Origin of the sequence: Pseudomonas campi, from assembly GCF_013200955.2 — a bacterium.
Taxonomy (GTDB): domain Bacteria; phylum Pseudomonadota; class Gammaproteobacteria; order Pseudomonadales; family Pseudomonadaceae; genus Aquipseudomonas; species Aquipseudomonas campi.
On record NZ_CP053697.2, the window covers coordinates 990,795 to 1,009,386 of the forward strand.

Sequence of the window (18,592 nt, forward strand, 5' to 3'; positions counted from 1 at the left end):
GAGTCCATCAGAGCTGGGAAATCAGTAAAAAAGGGCGGCCCTAACTTGATGTTGCGGGCCGCCCTTCTCCATGTATTCGGGTGTTTACAGCAGGTCGTATTGCTTGAGCTTCTTGCGCAGGGTGCCGCGATTCAGGCCGAGCAGCTCGGAGGCCTTGGTCTGGTTGCCCTTGACGTAGTTCATCACGGTTTCCAGCAGCGGCGCTTCGACCTCGTTGAGAACCAGGTTGTAGACGTCGGTGACGTCGGCGCCTTCCAGGTGAGCAAAGTAGTTGTGCAGCGCCTTTTCGACACTGCCGCGCAGGGTCTGGCCCTCTTCGCTCGGCGTGGTCAGGTGCTGCTTCAGGTTGGTGTTGTCGCTCACGGGTACTGCCCCATCAAAAACTGATTGATCAAAAAAAGGCTCGGTCATCCTCGTCATGCGGCCACCTCGTTGTCCTTGTTATGGCGTTCGGCAAAAAACTGCCGAACGTGGGTGTACTGCGCGTCCGTACTGTCCAGACGATTGAAGTCGGTGCGGAACTCCCTGGCGCCGGGCAGGGTGGCCAGGTACCAGCCGACATGCTTGCGGGCAATGCGCACGCCCATCACATCGCCATAGAAGGCGTGCAGGGCGCTCAGGTGTTCCAGCAGAATCCGTTCTATTTCGTACAGCGTTGGCGCCGCCAGTTCCTTGCCGGTCGCCAGGTAATGGGCGATCTCGCGGAAGATCCACGGCCGCCCCTGCGCCGCACGGCCGATCAGCAGGGCATCGGCGCCAGTGGCGGCGAGCACGGCCTTGGCCTTGTGCGGCGAATCGATGTCGCCATTGGCGAACACCGGAATCGTTACCGCCTGCTTGATCGCGGCGATGGTGTCGTACTCGGCCTCGCCGGTGTACAGATCGGCGCGAGTCCGGCCGTGCACGGCCAGGGCGCTGATGCCGGCCTGTTCGGCGATCTTCGCCACGCTCAGGCCATTCTTGTTCGAGCGATCCCAGCCGGTGCGGATCTTCAGGGTCACCGGTACGTCGACCGCCTTGACCACCGCGTCGAGGATCGCGCTGACCAGCTCTTCATCCTTCATCAGGGCGGAACCGGCGGCCTTGTTGCAGACCTTCTTGGCCGGGCAGCCCATGTTGATGTCGATGATCTGCGCGCCCATTTCCACGTTGCGCCGTGCCGCTTCGGCGAGCATCTCGGGATCCCCGCCGGCGATCTGTACCGAGCGTGGCTCGGGATCACCGCTGTGGATCATGCGCAGGCTCGATTTGCGGGTGTTCCACAGGCGCACATCGCTGCTGACCATTTCCGATACCACCAGCCCGGCGCCCAGGCGCCGGCACAGCTGCCGGAACGGCTGATCGGTGACGCCCGCCATGGGGGCGAGAATCAGCTGATTGGGCAGTGTGTAAGGGCCGATGCGTACCACCGACATGGAGGTCATCCCTGTTGTTTTTGAAGCCGTTCAGGCAATGGCTAAGCCCGCCTGAACTGGAAAACGGCTTCATGGGAGTGCGAAAAAGGGAGGGCATGATACCCGCTCTCGGTGACCGGATAAAGGCTGTTTTGAACAAATTATGAGCAGCTGTCGGGTTATCGCCGCTGGGTCTTGGACACCCCGCAAGTGCCGGAAATCCGGCGCCTGCAGGCTTATTCCGGGGAGTTGAAGCTGAGGCTGTAGTTGACCGCCTTGGCACCTGGATCAAGGATTTCCAGGGACACGTGGATCGGCGTCTGCGGCGGCATTTCTGCCTGGCCGGCGAGCTCGCCGCCGAGGTATTCGCCTGGTTTGAAGCGACGACTGGCCAGCAGTTGGCCGTTGAGGTCGGCGAAGCGCAGTTCCAGCAGGGGGAAGGGCTGAGCGAAGGGCGCGCGGTTGTAGATGATCGCGTCGACCACCAGCGAATCGCGGAATTCCGGATGGCTGCGCACCACCAGGTTGCTGCTCTTGATCTGCTCGATATCGACCTTGGATGGCAGCACGCAGCCGATTTCCGGGCACAGCTGCTCGAACCAGGGGCGGTACTGATCCTGGCGCGCCAGTTCCTCGAAGTGGTAGGCCACGTATTGGCTTGTCAGGGCGCCGGCGGCCAGCAGGTTCAGCAGGCCCCAGGCGATCCAGCGGCCCCAGGGCTTCCTGGCTTGCTGCCAGTCGAGTTGCAGGGGTTCGTCTTCCAGGCTCAGCAGGCTGTCATCGCGCAGGGCCGGTTCACTGCGCTCGGGTTTGCCGGGCAGGTTGGCGGGCGGCGCGTAGTCGGCGTCGGCGACTTCTTCGATGCGCTCTTCGTCGGCATCAACGCTGTCGTCCGGTTCGTCGCGCAGGGCATGCAGGCTGGGCTCCTGGCGCTCTTCTGGAACGGCCGGCGCTGGTGTCGGCTCGACTGACGGCTGTGGCTCGGCGGCGGCTGGCGGGCGAAATACCGGCTGCGGCTTGGCGGGCTTGTCCTCGCGCAGCAGGGACTCGGCCCAGTCTTCGTCATGCGGGTCGCGGGTCTCGCTCGGCGCCTTGAGCAGCTCGGCGCTGTTGCCAACGGCCGGCTTGAGGGCGACGAAGGCCTGGGACAGCTGCATTTCCTGCTCTTCGAGCTTGGCCAGCTCCTCGTCGAGGTCGAGGCTGTCGAGATCGAGGTCGTCGTGGATCCACAGGGTGTCGACCGGCTGCTTGTCCGCTGTGACCGGCTTGTTCGGGCTGGCCGTCGGCGCTGGCGCTGGAGCGCGCTCGGGTACGGGCTTGCTCGCTGGCGCCATGCTGGGTGCGGCAGCAGGGCTCGGGGCGGCGGCAGCTGGGCGTGCCGGTGCGCTGGGCTGCGCGGCGGGCGGCTTGCTGGCGCGCGTCTGGTCGACCAGCAGTTGCTGGGCCGCATTGAACACGTGCATGCAGGCGCCACAGCGCACCGCACCATGTGCCGCACCCAACTGGGCGCGGTTGATGCGGAAACTGGTGCGGCAATGGGGGCACTGAGTGACAAAACTGTCGGTCATGCGGCGATCCGTGCAAAGCGAGGCGCTAGTTTACTCAAGCTCGTACAGGCGCTACTAGCGCTTGACCCCACTGATGCGTACCCAACCATCCTTGATCGCAGTCGGATCGAGGCTGAAGGCGTCCTGGTAGGCGGCGCGCACTTCGTCGGCCTGCTCGGCGAGGATGCCGGACAGCGCCAGGCGCCCACCCGCTTTGACCAGGCTGCTGATTTGCGGCGCCAGCGACACCAGCGGGCCGGCGAGAATATTGGCCACCACCACATCGGCAGGCTGCTGCGGCAGGTCTGCGGGCAGGTGGACCGGGAAACGGGCCGGGTCGATGCCATTGCGCGAGGCGTTGTCGCGCGAGGCTTCCAGGGCCTGGATGTCGATATCGGTGCCGACCGCCTGGGGGGCGCCGAGCAGCAGGGCGGCGATGGCGAGGATGCCGGAGCCGCAACCGAAGTCGAGTACGGCGCAGCCGCTGAGATCCTGGCCGTCCAGCCATTCCAGGCACAGTGCAGTGGTCGGGTGGGTGCCGGTACCGAAGGCCAGGCCCGGGTCGAGTAGCAGGTTGACTGCCTCCGGTTCCGGTGCGGCGTGCCAGCTTGGCACGATCCACAGGCGCTGGCCGAAGCGCATCGGCTGGAAGTTGTCCATCCAGCTGCGTTCCCAGTCCTGGTCGGCAATGTGCTCGATCTGGTGCTCGGGCAATGCCGCGCCGGTCAGCAGTTCCAGGTGGGCGACCAGGTTGACCGGATCGGTATCGGCTTCGAACAGCGCCAGCAGATGGGTGTGCGACCACAGTGGGGTGGTGCCCAGGTCCGGCTCGAAGATCGGCTGGTCTTCGGCATCCATGAAGGTCACCGAGACCGCGCCGACACCGAGCAGGGCGTCTTCGTAGGTTTCCGCCTGATCCGGGGTGATGGCGAGACGGACTTGTAACCAGGGCATGGGAAACCTCGTGAACGTGGGGCGCTAGGTGCAATAGGGCGCGCAGCTTACTTGAACGCATGGGCACGCGGCCAGCGCAGGTGCCGGGCGGAAACGACAAGGGCCGCCCGTGGGCAGCCCTTGTCGCGTGCAGCAATGCAGCTTAGTGCTTATCCATCCCGAGTTTTTTCTCGAGGTAGTGGATATTCACGCCGCCTTTATTGAAGCCCTTGTCGACCACCAGGTCGCGGTGCAGCGGGATATTGGTCTTGATCCCGTCGACCACGATCTCGTCCAGGGCATTGCGCATGCGTGCCATGGCCTCGGCGCGATCTTTGCCGTAGGTGATCAGCTTGCCGATCAGCGAGTCGTAGTTCGGCGGTACCGCGTAGCCGCTGTACAAATGCGAATCGACGCGCACGCCGTTGCCGCCCGGGGCGTGGTAGTGCTTGACCTTGCCGGGGCAGGGCATGAAGTTGTCCGGGTCTTCGGCATTGATCCGGCACTCCAGGGCGTGGCCGCGAATCACCACGTCGCTCTGCTTGATCGACAGCTTGTTGCCGGCGGCGATGCTGAGCATCTCCTTGACGATGTCGATACCGGTGACCATTTCGGTGACCGGGTGCTCGACCTGCACGCGGGTGTTCATTTCGATGAAGTAGAAATGGCCGTCTTCATAGAGGAACTCGAAGGTGCCGGCGCCGCGGTAGCCGATCTCGATGCAGGCATCGACGCAGCGTTTCAGTACTTCGGCGCGGGCCTTCTCGTCGATGCCCGGGGCTGGCGCTTCTTCCAGGACCTTCTGGTGACGGCGCTGCAGCGAGCAGTCGCGGTCGCCCAGGTGCACGGCGTTGCCCTGGCCATCGGAGAGCACCTGGACTTCCACGTGACGCGGATTACCGAGGAATTTCTCCAGGTAGACCATCGGGTTGCCGAACGCGGCACCGGCTTCGGTGCGGGTCAGCTTGGCCGATTTGATCAGGTCTTCTTCCTTGTGCACCACGCGCATGCCCCGACCACCACCGCCGCCAGCGGCCTTGATGATCACCGGGTAGCCGACTTCGCGGGCAATCTGCAGGGCAGTCGCTTCGTCTTCCGGCAACGGGCCGTCGGAGCCGGGCACTACAGGTACGCCGGACTTGATCATGGCGTTCTTGGCCGAAACCTTGTCGCCCATCAGGCGGATGGTGTCGGCTTTCGGGCCGATGAAGGCAAAGCCGGACTTTTCCACCCGTTCGGCGAAATCGGCGTTTTCCGCGAGGAAGCCGTAGCCCGGGTGGATCGCCGTGGCGCCGGTGACTTCGGCGGCGCTGATGATGGCCGGGATGTTCAGGTAGGACAGTGCGCCCGGTGCCGGGCCGATGCACACGGATTCGTCGGCCAGGCCCAGGTGCATCAGCTCACGGTCGGCAGTGGAGTGCACGGCGACCGTCTTGATGCCCAGTTCCTTGCAGGCGCGCAGGATGCGCAGAGCGATTTCGCCACGGTTGGCGATCAGGACTTTTTGCAGCTTCTGCATCGCAGGTTCCCCGCTCATCAAACGATGGTGAACAGGGGCTGGTCGTATTCCACCGGCTGGCCGTTATCCACCAGGATGGATTCGATCACGCCGCTGGCTTCGGCCTCGATGTGGTTCATCATCTTCATCGCTTCAACGATGCACAGGATGTCGCCTTTCTTCACGCTGTGGCCGACTTCGACGAAGTTGCCGGAGGTCGGCGAGGCGGCGCGGTAGAAGGTGCCGACCATCGGCGAGCGCGCCACGGTGCCATTCAGCTTGGCGGCGGCCGGAGCGGCTTCGGCCGCAGCCGGGGCAGCAGCGGCAACTGGCGCGGCGGCGGGTGCAGGGGCTGGGGCGTACATCGGCTGCTGCATAAAGGCCGGCTGCTTGCTGTGGCGGCTGATGCGCACGGACTCTTCGCCCTCGCGGATCTCCAGCTCGTCGATACCGGACTCTTCCAGCAGCTCGATCAGTTTTTTGACTTTACGGATATCCATAGCTTTGCAACTCCCAAGGTCAGGTCTTCAGGGGCGTTCTAATTGTTCCAGGGCAGCCTCCAGGGCCAGCCGATAACCGCTGGCGCCAAGGCCGCAGATCACTCCAACGGCTACGTCAGAAAAGTAGGAGTGATGGCGGAAGGCTTCACGTTTGTGCACGTTGGACAGGTGCACTTCGATGAATGGGATGCTCACCGCCAGCAACGCGTCACGTAATGCGACGCTGGTATGGGTGAAAGCGGCCGGATTTATCAGAATAAAGTCGACACCTTCGCCTTTTGCGGCGTGAATGCGCTCGATCAGCTCGTATTCGGCGTTGCTCTGCAGGTACAGCAGATGGTGGCCGGCGGCGCGGGCGCGCTGCTCGAGATCCTGATTGATCTGCGCCAGGGTGGTGGCGCCATAGACGCCGGGCTCGCGCGTGCCCAGCAGATTGAGATTGGGGCCGTGCAGCACCAGGAGGGTGGCCATGAATGTGTCCTTATTCTGTCCAATGGCCGGGACTATGCCGAAAGCGCTGCAGGCTGTCCAGTTGCCTGCAGTAGCCATCACGATGGCCGATGTTTGCGGCAAATAAATGACGTACTTACTGTTGGCGGTTACCGGCGCGAGTCAGACGTTCGGCGAAGTCGGCGGCGCTGATCTCTCCTACGACACGCAGATCGGCCCATTCGTCACCGTTGCCGGCGAAGAACAGGATCGCTGGCGGGCCGAACAGCTGGTAGCGATCGAGCAGGGCGCGCTGATCGGGACGACTTTCGGTGATATCGAAGCGGATCAGCCGATAGGCGCCGAGTTGGCGGGTCACCTCGGGGGCGCTCAGCACTTCGCGCTCGATCACCTTGCAGCTGATGCACCAGTCTGCGTACCAGTCCAGCAGCAGCGGCTGGCCGACACTTTTCGCGGCGGCCAGGGCGGCATCCAGTTCGGCCGGGCTGCTGATGGTCTGCCAGCTGCTGGCCGGGGCCTGCACTTCGGCAGCTACGACGCCGGCGTTGCCGAGTGGGCGCAACGGGTCGCTGTGGCCCTGCAGGGCGCCAACCCAGGCGACGATGGCATATACCAGCAGGGGCAGGCCGAGCACTTGCGCGACTTTCTGGTGGTGGGTCTTCGGCGTCAGCTCCAGTACGCCGAGCCACAGGGCCACACCGGCTGCCAGCAGGCCCCACAGAGCCAGGCTGACCGGGCCGGGCACGACACGCTCCAGCAACCAGATCGATACCGCCAGCAGCAGGGCACCGAAGGCATTGCGCACGCCGAGCATCCAGGCCCCGGATTTCGGCAGCAGGGCGCCACCGCCGACAGCGAACAGCACCAGCGGGGTACCCATGCCCAGGCCCAGGGCCAGCAGCTTGAGACCACCGCCGAGGGCGTCGCCGCTGGCGCTGATATACAGCAGGGCGCCGGCCAGCGGCGCCGACACGCAGGGTGAGACCAGCAGGCTGGAGAGCACGCCGAGCGCCGCGGCGCTGAGCAGGGTGCCGCCATGCAGGCGCTGGCTCAGGCGCTGCAGCGGACCGTCGACCGCCTGCGGCAGGCGCAGCTCGAGAAAGCCCAGGCTGGCGGCGGCGAACAAGGCGAAGAAGATCGCGAATGGCACCAGCACCCAGGGCGACTGCAGGCGCGCCTGCAGGTTGAGTTCGGCACCGAACAGGCCCATCAGCGCGCCGAGAATGGCGAAGCTGACCGCCATCGGCAGCACGTAGGCCAGCGACAGCACCAGGCCACGCATACCGCCCGGCTGGCCACGCAGGACCACGCCGGTGAGGATCGGCAGCATCGGCAGCACGCAGGGGGTGAAGGCCAGGCCCAGGCCGCCGAGGAAGAACAGCGCCAGTTCCTTCCAGCTCCAGCCGGTCGCGCTGGCCGGGGCCGTGGCGGCGGTGCTGGCGGGTTCGCTGGTAGCGCTGGTCGGTGCTGTGCTGGCGGCTGCGCCGACTTCCAGGCGCGCGGTTTCCGGTGGATAGCACAGGCCCTTGTCGGCGCAGCCCTGGTAGGTGACGTGGATGGTGAAGGGCAGGTCGATGGGGTTGTCCAGCGGCAGTTCGATATCGGTGATGCCGTAGTACACCTCGACATCGCCGAAGTATTCGTCGTGCTTGGGTTGGCCGGCCGGGATCACGGCCTCGCCCTTGGCCAGGTCGCTCGGCTCGATGCGGAACTTGAAAGCGTGGCGATAGAGGTAGTAACCCTCGGCGTTGACGAAGCGCAGCTTCAGCGACGTCGGCGAGTTTTCCACCAGGCTCAGGCGGAAGGCTTCGCCTACCGGCAGGAAGTCGGCGCTGTTATTCAGCGGAGCGCCGAGGGGCGCATCGGGCAACTTGTCGAACAGGCCGGCGCTGGCCGGCAGGCTGAACAGCAGGAACAGAACGAAAGGCAACAGACGGCGCATGGCGGGCTCGCACGACGGACTTGCTGGGCATCATACCCAAGTCGGCGGGCCGACCCCAGGCGGCTGGTTGGCGCATAGGGTTAGCAGGCTGTTGAAAAACTACCTGCGTTGCCATCGCGGCGTTAAAAACAGGCTCAAAATGCTCATTTACAGCTCGTAAACTGCGCTTTTCCGCCGTTTTGACCAGCCGGAGGCTGTTACTAACGTTGCGCCTTGCGCTGGCTGCCTCGCCAACGTTTTTCAACAGCCTGCTAGTGGATGTTGCCGGCGGATGGACGGCGGTTTCGTGCGGGCAGGTCTATCGGTAAGGCGGGTGCAACCCGCGCTGTGCTCGCCGCGGGTTGCACCCGCCCTACGTTTTGCCGCTCAGACGCGGAAAGCCTGCACCGCGGTGTTCAATTGCCCACCCAGCTGCAGCAGCTGTTCACCCTGCTGACGGGCTTCGCCGATATGCGCCAGGTTGTCGCTGCCGAGGCGGTGGATGCGCTGGCTGTGGCCGCGAATCTCGCTGGCGGCGCCGCCCTGCTGGGCGGTGGTTTCGGCGATGCGTTCGGCCATGCTGGCGATGGTGCGGATCGCCTCGACCACTTCATCCAGGGCGCCATCGGCCTGGGCGGCCTGGCTGGCGGTGGCTTCGGCATGTTCGACCTGGGCGCGCATGGCCGCCACGGATTTCTGCGCCGCCTGCTGCAGGCGGGCGATCAGTTGCTGGATTTCGTCGGTGGCACCACTGGTGCGCTGGGCCAGCGAGCGCACCTCGTCGGCAACTACGGCGAAACCGCGGCCCATCTCGCCGGCGCGGGCGGCCTCGATGGCGGCGTTGAGGGCGAGCAGGTTGGTCTGCTCGGCCACGCCGCGAATCACCGTGAGCACCTGACCGATGGTGGCGGTTTCGCTGGCCAGTTGCTCGATGGACTGGGCGTTGCCCTGCACCTTGCCGACCAGATCATGCAGGCCGGTCAGACTCTGTTCGATCACCCGTTGCCCTTGTTCCACGGCGCGGCTGGCGGCGCGGCTGGCATCGGCGGTGTGGCTGGCGTCGTCGGCGACCTGGGCGATGGTGCCTTCCAGTTCGCCGAGGGCATCGCGGATCTGCGCGGTGTCGGCCAGCTGGCGTTCGGCGCCGCCATGCAGGCCCTGGCTCAAGTCGGCCAGGGTGCGGCTGCTGCCGGCGACCTGCGCGGCGTTGTGATGGATGGTGCCGACCAGCTCGACCAGATAGCGGCGCAGGCGGTTCAGCGAGTCCTCGATATCGCGCATTTCGCGGGTCTGTGTGTTGAGCGCGATATCCCTGGCGAAGTCGCCGGCTGCCCAGGTGCCCAGCGCCGGGGCCAGGCGGCTAAGCACATTGCTCAGGCGGCGCTGGATGCGGTCGATGGTCAGGGCGATCAGCAGGATCAGGCCGATCATCAGGCCCTGGATCAGTCGCACTTCGCCCTGGATGCGCCCGTGCTCGGCGCGGACCGCCGGCTCCAGGGCGGCCAGTGCCTGCTGCAGGCCTTCGATCTTGGCGGTGCTGTCGAGTGCCAGCTGGTTGCGTTGTTCGATCAGTGTGCGGGTGCGGCCCAGTTCGGCGGGGTAGCGTTTGAGCAGGCTGGCAAAGTCGCGCTTGAGGGCAATGCCACGGTCTTCGGCCTGCTCTTGCGCGTCACTGTCGGCTAGGCCGAGCAGGGCGCCGAAACTGTTGCTGTTGTCCTCACTGCTGGCGGCCACGCCGAGCAGTGGCAGGCTGTCGAGGGTGCTGGCTTGCTGGCCGAGGATGACCAGTTCGCGCTCGACATCGGCGTTCAGCTCGCTGCGCCCGCTGCTGACCAGCTTGCCGCGAGCATGGGCCAGACGGCTGAGGTGCTGCGCGGCCTTGAACAGCGGCGCCTGGTAGCTGGCGGCCACGCTGCTGGTGCTCTCGCGGGAATACTTGTCGAGCTGTTCGAGGGCGCCGCTGATTTCGCGCTCGGCCTGCAACAGCAAGCCTTGTGGATCACCGGCCAGCTTGCCGGCGGCGAGCAGGTCGTTGGCGGTGAACTGGCTGAGTTCGGCCAGGCTTGGGCGCAGTTCATCGGCCAGTTGCGCGGGCAGGGTGTCGAGGCCTTGCTCCAGCTCGCCGATGGCCTGGCTGGCGGCGCTGTGGCGTAGGGCATCACCGCTGCCCAGGTAACGCTGGATGTTATCGGCGACCTGGTGCTGGAACTGCTGCGACAGATTGAGGTAGCGCTGCATCAGCAGGTAAGGGCGCTCCAGCGCCTGTTCCGACCACCAGAGCGTGGCGGCAAGGGCCAGGCAAGCGGTGACCAGCAGGGCGGTGGACAGATTGGTGAGCAGCTTGAGGCGCATGGTGGCGGCAACCGGAAGTCTGAAACGGTGCCGTCGAGGTTATTGCGGTTTGATTGCGGCTTTGTGACAGCGGGTGGAGCTTGGTGTTAGCTAGGCAAGTAGGTCGAGATCTTTGCTGGGGCAATGAAAAAGCCCGACAAGCTAGGCTTGTCGGGCTTCGAGGTGGTTATCAACCTGCAAAGGCTGACGTGTTGTGCGGCGTCAGGAGAAGATGAAGTCGCTCCCGGTTAACGTAGCGACACCGAGCAACTTGATGGAGAAGTCGGCATTGAGGTCACCCCCGCTGTTGCCGTAGACAATCAGATCTTCGCCCGATTGCTCTATACGTAACTGCTTGGTGCCATCGAAGCTGGCTTCACCCTTGAAGCTGTACCCCCCGAGCGCCTTGAAATCGAGTTTGTCGCCATTGGTAAAGTCCAGGATTGCATCCTGGCTGCCATTCAGTCCCAGGTCGCCCAATGCGGCAAAACGGAAGATGTCGTTGCCGAGACCACCGGACAGGTGGTCTGCCCCTGCACCGCCAATCAAGGTGTCATTGCCGGCTCCGCCATCGAGAGTGTCGTTGCCATTCAGTCCACTCAGGACGTTGGCAAAGTCGTTGCCGGTCAGCACGTTGCTGGCGCTGGTGCCGGTGAGGTTGAGCTTGCTCAGGCCGGTGGCGCTGGCGTCGAGGTTTTCCAGGTTGGCGCCGAGGGTGAGGGTGACTGCGCTGGTGTTGCTGGACGCGCCGCGCAGCACGACGCTGTCGGTGCCTTCGCTGGCGTTCTCGGTGAGGGTGTCCTGCAGGGCGCCGGCGCTGGTCAGGTCGACGATGTAGGTGTCGTTGCCATTGCCGCCCTTGAGGATGTCGACGCCAGCCTTGCCGTCGAGGGTGTTAGCGCCCTGGTTGCCGGTGAGGGCGTTGGCCAGGGTGTTGCCGGTAGCATTGATGTCGGCGCTGCCCAGCAAGGTGAGGTTTTCGAGGTTGTTGCCGAGCTGGAAGTCGACATAGGACTTGACCAAGTCGGTGCCGGCATTGGCGGCCTCGATCACGCTGTCACCTTCACCGAGGATGTAGGTGTCGTTGCCCGTGAGGCCGCTGAGCAGGTTGGCTGCGCTGTTCTGGTAGCCATCGAGGACGTTGGCCAGGGCATTGCCGGTACCGGCGACGGCATCGCTGCCGGTCAGGATCAGCTTTTCCAGCGTGGCGCCGAGGGTGTAGGCGAGCTGGGTCTTGACGGTATCGGTGCCGAGGCTATCGGTGATGGTGTCGCCGACGTTGTCGACGATGTACGTGTCGTTGCCTTCGCCGCCGTCCATGCTGTCGGCACCGGCGCCGCCGTCGATGATGTTGTTCGCTAGGTTGCCTTTGAACTGGTTGTTGGCGTCATTGCCGGTCAGGTTGAAGGCCACGGTGTTGGTCAGCGTGGCTTTTTCCAGGTTGGCTCCCAAGGTGTAGCTGCCGTTGGCGGTGGCGATGGCCACTTTGACCAGGTCATTGCCTTGGCTTTCTGCTTCGCTGATCACGTCCCCCGCGTTATCGATCACATAAGTGTCGTTGCCCAAACCGCCGATTAATGTGTCGGCACCGCTGCCGCCGTCCAGGATGTTGGCCGCCTCGTTGCCGGTCAGCACGTTGCTGGCGCTGGTGCCGGTGAGGTTGAGCTTGCTCAGGCCGGTGGCGCTGGCGTCGAGGTTTTCCAGGTTGGCGCCGAGGGTGAGGGTGACTGCGCTGGTGTTGCTGGACGCGCCGCGCAGCACGACGCTGTCGGTGCCTTCGCTGGCGTTCTCGGTGAGGGTGTCCTGCAGGGCGCCGGCGCTGGTCAGGTCGACGATGTAGGTGTCGTTGCCATTGCCGCCCTTGAGGATGTCGACGCCAGCCTTGCCGTCGAGGGTGTTAGCGCCCTGGTTGCCGGTGAGGGCGTTGGCCAGGGTGTTGCCGGTAGCATTGATGTCGGCGCTGCCCAGCAAGGTGAGGTTTTCGAGGTTGTTGCCGAGCTGGAAGTCGACATAGGACTTGACCAAGTCGGTGCCGGCATTGGCGGCCTCGATCACGCTGTCACCTTCACCGAGGATGTAGGTGTCGTTGCCCGTGAGGCCGCTGAGCAGGTTGGCTGCGCTGTTCTGGTAGCCATCGAGGACGTTGGCCAGGGCATTGCCGGTACCGGCGACGGCATCGCTGCCGGTCAGGATCAGCTTTTCCAGCGTGGCGCCGAGGGTGTAGGCGAGCTGGGTCTTGACGGTATCGGTGCCGAGGCTATCGGTGATGGTGTCGCCGACGTTGTCGACGATGTACGTGTCGTTGCCTTCGCCGCCGTCCATGCTGTCGGCACCGGCGCCGCCGTCGATGATGTTGTTCGCTAGGTTGCCTTTGAGCTGGTTGTTGGCGTCATTGCCGGTCAGGTTGAAGGCCACGGTGTTGGTCAGCGTGGCTTTTTCCAGGTTGGCTCCCAAGGTGTAGCTGCCGTTGGCGGTGGCGATGGCCACTTTGACCAGGTCATTGCCTTGGCTTTCTGCTTCGCTGATCACGTCCCCCGCGTTATCGATCACATAAGTGTCGTTGCCCAAACCGCCGATTAATGTGTCGGCACCGCTGCCGCCGTCCAGGATGTTGGCCGCCTCGTTGCCGGTCAGCACGTTGCTGGCGCTGGTGCCGGTGAGGTTGAGCTTGCTCAGGCCGGTGGCGCTGGCGTCGAGGTTTTCCAGGTTGGCGCCGAGGGTGAGGGTGACTGCGCTGGTGTTGCTGGAAGCGCCGCGCAGTACGACGGTGTCGGTGCCTTCGCTGGCATTCTCGGTGAGGGTGTCCTGCAGGGCGCCGGCGCTGGTCAGATCGACGATGTAAGTGTCGTTGCCATTGCCGCCCTTGAGGATGTCGACGCCACCCTTGCCGTCGAGGGTGTCGTTGCCGCCTCCGCCGCTAAGGGAATTGATCGCACTGTTGCCGGTCAGCACGTTGTCCAGTCCGTTGCCGGTGCCGTTGATGGCAGCTGAGCCGGTCAGGGTCAGGTTTTCCAGGTTGGCGCCCAAGGTCCAGGTGAGAGCTGTCTGGACGGTGTCCTGGCCGGCGTCTTCGCCCTCGACGATGCTGTCTGTCAGGCTGTCTGCCACATAGATATCGTCACCCTGGCCGCCGGCCAGGACGTCATTGCCTTTGCCTCCATTCAAGGTGTCGTTGCCGTCGCCGCCAATCAGGGCGTCGTTGCCCTTGCCGCCGGTGAGGCTGTCGTCACCGGCCCCGCCATCGAGGGTCACGCCGCTGCTCGAAGTCCAGGTCAGGGTGTTGTCACCTTCGTCGCCGGTCAGGGTCAGGGAGTTGCCGCTGGCATCGAAGCGTTTGACGCTGATGTCGCCGCTGCCCCAGCTGAACTCGTCGCGCTCGGCAGACTCCCAGGCCACCATGAAGCCGCCGTCATCGGTGGCGGTAATGGCTGGGAAATAGTCCTGATCGGCAGAGCTTGCTACGACCAGTTCGGCGCCGACCTTGACACCATTCTTGTCGAAGACCTGCGCGTAGAGCGTGGAGGTGCCGTTGTAGGCATCGCGTTCGTCGCTGGTGGCCCAGGTGATCACATAACCGCCGCCTTTGAGAGCGGTGATGCTGGGGTCGTTGTATATGCTGGAAGTGCTGTTGGCTTGAGTCTCGACGCCCAGCTTGGCGCCAGCCGCGCTAAAGCGCTGCATAAAGATATTACAGTTGGCAATTTCGTCCGAGCTGTTGTGTGTTTCGCGGGTCCAGGTGACGACATAGCTGCCATCGGCCAGGGTCACGACCTCGGGATCACCTTGGTCGCCATCGGTGCCGGTGTTGACTCGCACTGCTGCGCCATCCTTGCTGCCATTGGCAGTGAAGCGCTGCAGAAAGATTTCTTTGTTCTCGTTGCTGTCCTCGCTTTCCCATGTAACGACGAAGCCGCCATTTTGCAGGGCTGCAAGGCTGGGTTCGGCCTTCGCCAAAATGCCGCTGCCAGTGCCGATGGCGATAGCCGAGGCCTTGGCCTGGCCGTCGGCGGAGAAGAGCTGGATATAGGCCTTGTCTACGCCTTCATGAAATTCGTTGCTGGACTCTTCCTCGGTCCAACCCATTACATAATCGCCATTGGCTAGCGCTGTGAAGGAGATATCCCAGATGTCGTAGTTTGCGTTGACTGGAGGCAGCGTTGTTAGTGTGCCTGATGCTTGGCCGTCGGCAGTGAAACGCTGGATGTTGAGTGTGGAGGGTTGGTCGCCTTCATAGTTCTGGGTCCAGCTGACGATAAATCCATCGCCTAGCTTTTCAATCACAGGTTGGATGGCATCACCGGTGTTTGCCATGAGCGTGGTGCCTAGCAAAGTTTTACCGTTGAAACGCTGAATATGTAGCCCATCTTCCTGCTTCCAGATCACAACCTGGCTGCCATCTGCCAACGTGGTGATGGCTGGTGTTTCGGCGTCTGTCAGGCTATCGCTTTCTAGCGAAAGGCGACCGTCATCGATAGCAATGCTGCCATCGGCGAACTGGATCTGTTCGATGTCATCCAGCGTATCGGTTTGCTCGCCCGTGCTGATCTGCAGTTCACCTGCGGCATTGAGGCCCAGGGTGTAGTCCTGCGACTCGCCTGAGAAACGTGCGGTGTCGTTGCCTGTTCCGCCGTCGAGCAGGTCATCGCCGTCGCCGCCTTGCAGGGTGTCGTCGCCTGCTTCGCCCAGCAACGTCACGCCTTCAGGGTCGGTCCAGATCAGGGTGTTATTGCCGTCGTCGCCGGTGATGGTGGTGATGACGTTGCCGACCGGCTCGCCGGCGGCATTGAAGCGCTGGGCGTAGAGGTTGGAGTCCAGCACGTCTTCATCTTCATTCGGGTCGTAATAAGACGTATCCGGATCGGCAGTATTCCAACTGATCACGAAGCCGCCATCCGGCTGTGCCGTGGCGACAGGGGTGTCCATGACCAATTGACTTCCCAATGTCGCAACCAAGATGGCGTCGTTATCCCGGGGATCGCCATTGGCATCGAAGCGCTGGGCATAGACCTCGCCGCTGTCATAGGTGGCCCAGGTCAGCAGATAGCCGCCATCGGCCAGGGCGGTGATGCTGGCGCCGTTGATCGAGGCAGAGTTGTCGGTTACCTGACTTGCGGGACCCTGCGCAGTAAAAGTGCTGCTGTAGTGCTGAACGTAGAGATCGCGGGCCGAGTCGCTGTCGGCGACCCAGGAAACCACGTAGCCGTCGGTTATCGGGCTGATTGAGAAGTAGGAGGCATAGGCGTAAAGACTATCGATGCTATGCAGTGGCTGAGCGCTGGTTCCCGGTGTCTTGCTGCCATTGGCCGTAAAGCTCTGCACGAAGTAGTCAGTAGTGTATACAGGCCACCCATCGTCATTTTCGCCGGTGATGCGCTCGGTGCTCCAGCTCATCCAAAAGCCGCCACCGGCCTTGGGAAGAATACTGATGTCATCTGCCTCGCCTGCTGCAGTACTGCCGGTGTAGAGGGTCTGCGTAGTGCCGGCGATATCGTTGGTGTAGATCCGGCCCTTGAGGTCGCCGATGAACGTCTCGTAGTAGCCATCTGCTTGGCCATCGCGCAAGTCCAACTCCGAGCCGAGCTGGGTCTCGGCTGAGCCCTCGCTATACGAGCCCCAAGTCACAATGTATCGGCTGTCGTCCAATACGGTGACCTTGGCATCATCAAGCTCCCGCGTGCTGCTGCTGGCGACCAGTACCTGGTTGCCAGTTTTGGCGCCAGTGGCATCGAACTGCTGGGTATAAATGCTGGATGTGCTGTCGCCTTCGTCGGCCCAGGAGAGTATGAACTTGCCGTCTGCCAGGGCGGTGACGAAGGGCTCATCCACGTCTGGTGAGGCGATGTCGGTCTGCGACAGCAGTTCGCCTGTAGCGCTGTAACGCTGTACACGGATTCCGAAGTCGCCATCCAGGCTTGATGCCCAAGTCAGCACATAGCCGCCATCGCTCAGGGTGGTGAGGTTGGAGCTGTCATCAAGGCTGTCAGGGGTGGTGGCAATCCCGTTGTCGAAAGTGGTACTGATGCTGACATTGTCGCCGCCGCTGAATTCGACCTGAGAGGTGCCGTCAGTCGTGTGAGTGTTGCTGGGATTGGCTGTTTCTGTGATGGCGATATTGTCGCCGTCGCGGCTGAAACTGTAGTCCTCGAGATTCCCTTCGATCTGGGTTGGCGTGCTCATAGTCCTTTTCCCTGCAATAAGCGCCTACGGGCCTGGTGGCCCTGACAAGTAGGCTTCGATTAAATTTTGGCGGTTATTTTTTGACGAAAATGTGTGCCTATTTAGCAGGCACCAATAGGTGATGGCAATAGGCTATTTGCCGGATGGGTCAGGAATTTTTTGACAGGTGAATCCGGCCTGCTTGCAGCAGGCGCGCAGGCGGCGACAGGTTATTCGCTGTGCACTGCAACCCGGTTACGCCCGCCATGCTTGGCTACGTACAGGGCTTCGTCGGCCTGTTTGGACAGCAGGTTGCTGTCCAGTTCGCCGCGCAATTCGGCGATGCCGCAACTGAAGGTGCAGGACAGGTCCTGGGGCTGCGCCGGATAGACGATCTCGGAGAAGCGCTGGCGTATCTCGTCGAGCACCTTGGCGGCGGTGACCGCGTCGGTGTCCGGCAGGACCACGGCGAATTCCTCGCCACCGTAGCGGCCGATATGGTCGGTCTTGCGCAGGCGCTGCTTGAGGAACAGCGCCAGGCTCTTGATCACCCGGTCGCCCATGGGGTGGCCGTAGGTGTCGTTGACCCGCTTGAAGTGGTCGATGTCGAGCATGGCGAAGCTCAGCGGCTGGCCGTCGCGACGGGCGCGGAAGCGCGCGTCTTCCAGCAGCTGCAGGGTGTGGGTGTGGTTGTACAGCCCGGTGAGGCTGTCACGCACCATGCGCGATTTGAGGTTGCGCGCGCGGCTGGCGCGGTTGCGCACGGTGGCGATCAGGTGACGCGGTTTGATCGGCTTGGTGAGGAAGTCGTCGCCGCCCTCGCTCATGGCGTCGAGTTGCTTGTCCAGGTCGTCTTCGGCGGACAGGAAGATGATCGGTACGCTGACGTAGCGGTCGTTGTGGCGGATCACCTTGGCCAGTTCCGGGCCGTTGCAGTCGGGCATGTACATGTCGAGGATGATCAGGTCGGGCTGGAAGTCGGCCAGCTCGGCCATCGCCTGGATCGGTTCGGTGAGGGTGCGGGTGACGATGCCGGCGCTGTTCAGCACGCGCTCGGTATGGGTCGCCTGGGCCCGCGAGTCATCGATGATCAGTACTTTGTACGGATCGTACTGGGAGACGTGGGTGAGTACCTCGATGCGCTCGATCAGGCTGGAGGCGTCCAGGTTGCCGGTGAAGAATTCCTGGCCGCCGGCGCGTACGGCGGCCAGGCGTGTCGGCGTGTCGGTGTCTTCGTGGCTGAAGAACAGCAGCGGCAGTTTCTGTTCCAGACCCTGCTGGGCCTCGCTGGCCAGTTGCAGGCCGATGCCGGGGCCGGCGAAGTCGACTTCCATGAGGATGGCGGCCGGATGGCGCTCGGTCATGGCGGCGCGGAACGCATTGGCGCTGTCCAGGGCCTGGGCGGTGAGGCCGAAGAACTCCAGTTGCTGGGCCAGGCGCTCGGCGCGCTCAAAATCCTGCAGGGCCAGGTACACCGGTTTGCGCAGCGGCGGCAGGAAGGTCTGCTCGTACTGGTCGCCATGGCGCAGGCCGGTGCGCGACAGACGCTGCATCAGTTGGTTGAGTTCGGTGATCAGCTGGCTGTTGAGGCGCCCGCGATTGGCTTCCACGGCGCCCAGGCACTGACCGATGCTCGCCGCCAGTTGCGCGTGCACGGCCTGCTCGAAACGTTCGGCGTAGCGCAACAGGCCAAGGTTAGCTTCGACCAGTTCGGCCATGTCGACGGCATTCCACTCGACCTGTTGCAGGCGTTGCCAGACTTCCAGAACCTGACGGGCCTGGTGGATGACGCGTTTGGCAAAGTGCTGCTTGAGGCGGTCGCGGCTGGGGTCTTCTTGCTCGATCATGGCCTGCAGTCTTCT

11 protein-coding genes are annotated in these 18,592 nt (G+C 63.5%); all 11 read right to left on the reverse strand.

Features of this window, described 5'->3' with window-relative positions; all coding sequences use genetic code 11:
* Positions 1-84 precede the first annotated feature (84 nt).
* The 11 genes from fis to HNE05_RS04565 all read right to left on the reverse strand — a co-directional run bounded on the left by fis (position 85) and on the right by HNE05_RS04565 (position 18,577).
* The gene (gene fis / locus HNE05_RS04505; RefSeq protein ID WP_173203763.1) at positions 85-420 is read right to left on the reverse strand and encodes a DNA-binding transcriptional regulator Fis; all 336 of its coding nucleotides are present in this window, start codon (positions 418-420) and stop codon (positions 85-87) included.
* A complete protein-coding gene (gene dusB / locus HNE05_RS04510) occupies positions 417-1,415 on the reverse strand; it encodes a tRNA dihydrouridine synthase DusB (protein ID WP_173203765.1) in 999 nt (332 codons plus the stop codon). The genes fis and dusB overlap by 4 nt, the downstream gene beginning before the upstream one ends.
* Positions 1,416-1,630: 215 nt before the next feature.
* On the reverse strand, positions 1,631-2,962 hold the full coding sequence (locus tag HNE05_RS04515) for a DUF3426 domain-containing protein (RefSeq protein ID WP_173203767.1): 1,332 nt from the start codon (positions 2,960-2,962) through the stop codon (positions 1,631-1,633).
* Between the two features lie 54 nt (positions 2,963-3,016).
* Complete coding sequence (gene prmA, locus HNE05_RS04520) at positions 3,017-3,895, reverse strand: 50S ribosomal protein L11 methyltransferase (RefSeq protein ID WP_173203769.1); 879 nt, start codon at positions 3,893-3,895, stop codon at positions 3,017-3,019.
* A gap of 142 nt (positions 3,896-4,037) precedes the next feature.
* Positions 4,038-5,393, reverse strand: coding sequence for an acetyl-CoA carboxylase biotin carboxylase subunit (gene accC / locus HNE05_RS04525; RefSeq protein ID WP_420826986.1), 1,356 nt, complete (start codon positions 5,391-5,393; stop codon positions 4,038-4,040).
* Between the two features lie 17 nt (positions 5,394-5,410).
* Positions 5,411-5,872, reverse strand: a complete 462-nt coding sequence (gene accB, locus HNE05_RS04530) for an acetyl-CoA carboxylase biotin carboxyl carrier protein (protein ID WP_173203786.1) — start codon at positions 5,870-5,872, stop codon at positions 5,411-5,413.
* A 27-nt stretch (positions 5,873-5,899) separates the two neighbouring features.
* On the reverse strand, positions 5,900-6,343 hold the full coding sequence (gene aroQ, locus HNE05_RS04535; protein WP_173203788.1) for a type II 3-dehydroquinate dehydratase: 444 nt from the start codon (positions 6,341-6,343) through the stop codon (positions 5,900-5,902).
* A gap of 115 nt (positions 6,344-6,458) precedes the next feature.
* Positions 6,459-8,264: a protein-disulfide reductase DsbD gene (gene dsbD, locus HNE05_RS04540; RefSeq protein ID WP_173203790.1), complete on the reverse strand. Its 1,806-nt coding sequence runs from the start codon at positions 8,262-8,264 to the stop codon at positions 6,459-6,461.
* A gap of 366 nt (positions 8,265-8,630) precedes the next feature.
* The gene (locus HNE05_RS04545) at positions 8,631-10,595 is read right to left on the reverse strand and encodes a methyl-accepting chemotaxis protein (RefSeq protein ID WP_173203792.1); all 1,965 of its coding nucleotides are present in this window, start codon (positions 10,593-10,595) and stop codon (positions 8,631-8,633) included.
* Between the two features lie 201 nt (positions 10,596-10,796).
* A complete protein-coding gene (locus HNE05_RS20550; RefSeq protein ID WP_275679064.1) occupies positions 10,797-16,751 on the reverse strand; it encodes a beta strand repeat-containing protein in 5,955 nt (1,984 codons plus the stop codon).
* A 209-nt stretch (positions 16,752-16,960) separates the two neighbouring features.
* Positions 16,961-18,577, reverse strand: coding sequence for a diguanylate cyclase (locus HNE05_RS04565; RefSeq protein WP_173203794.1), 1,617 nt, complete (start codon positions 18,575-18,577; stop codon positions 16,961-16,963).
* Between the last annotated feature and the right edge of the window lie 15 nt (positions 18,578-18,592).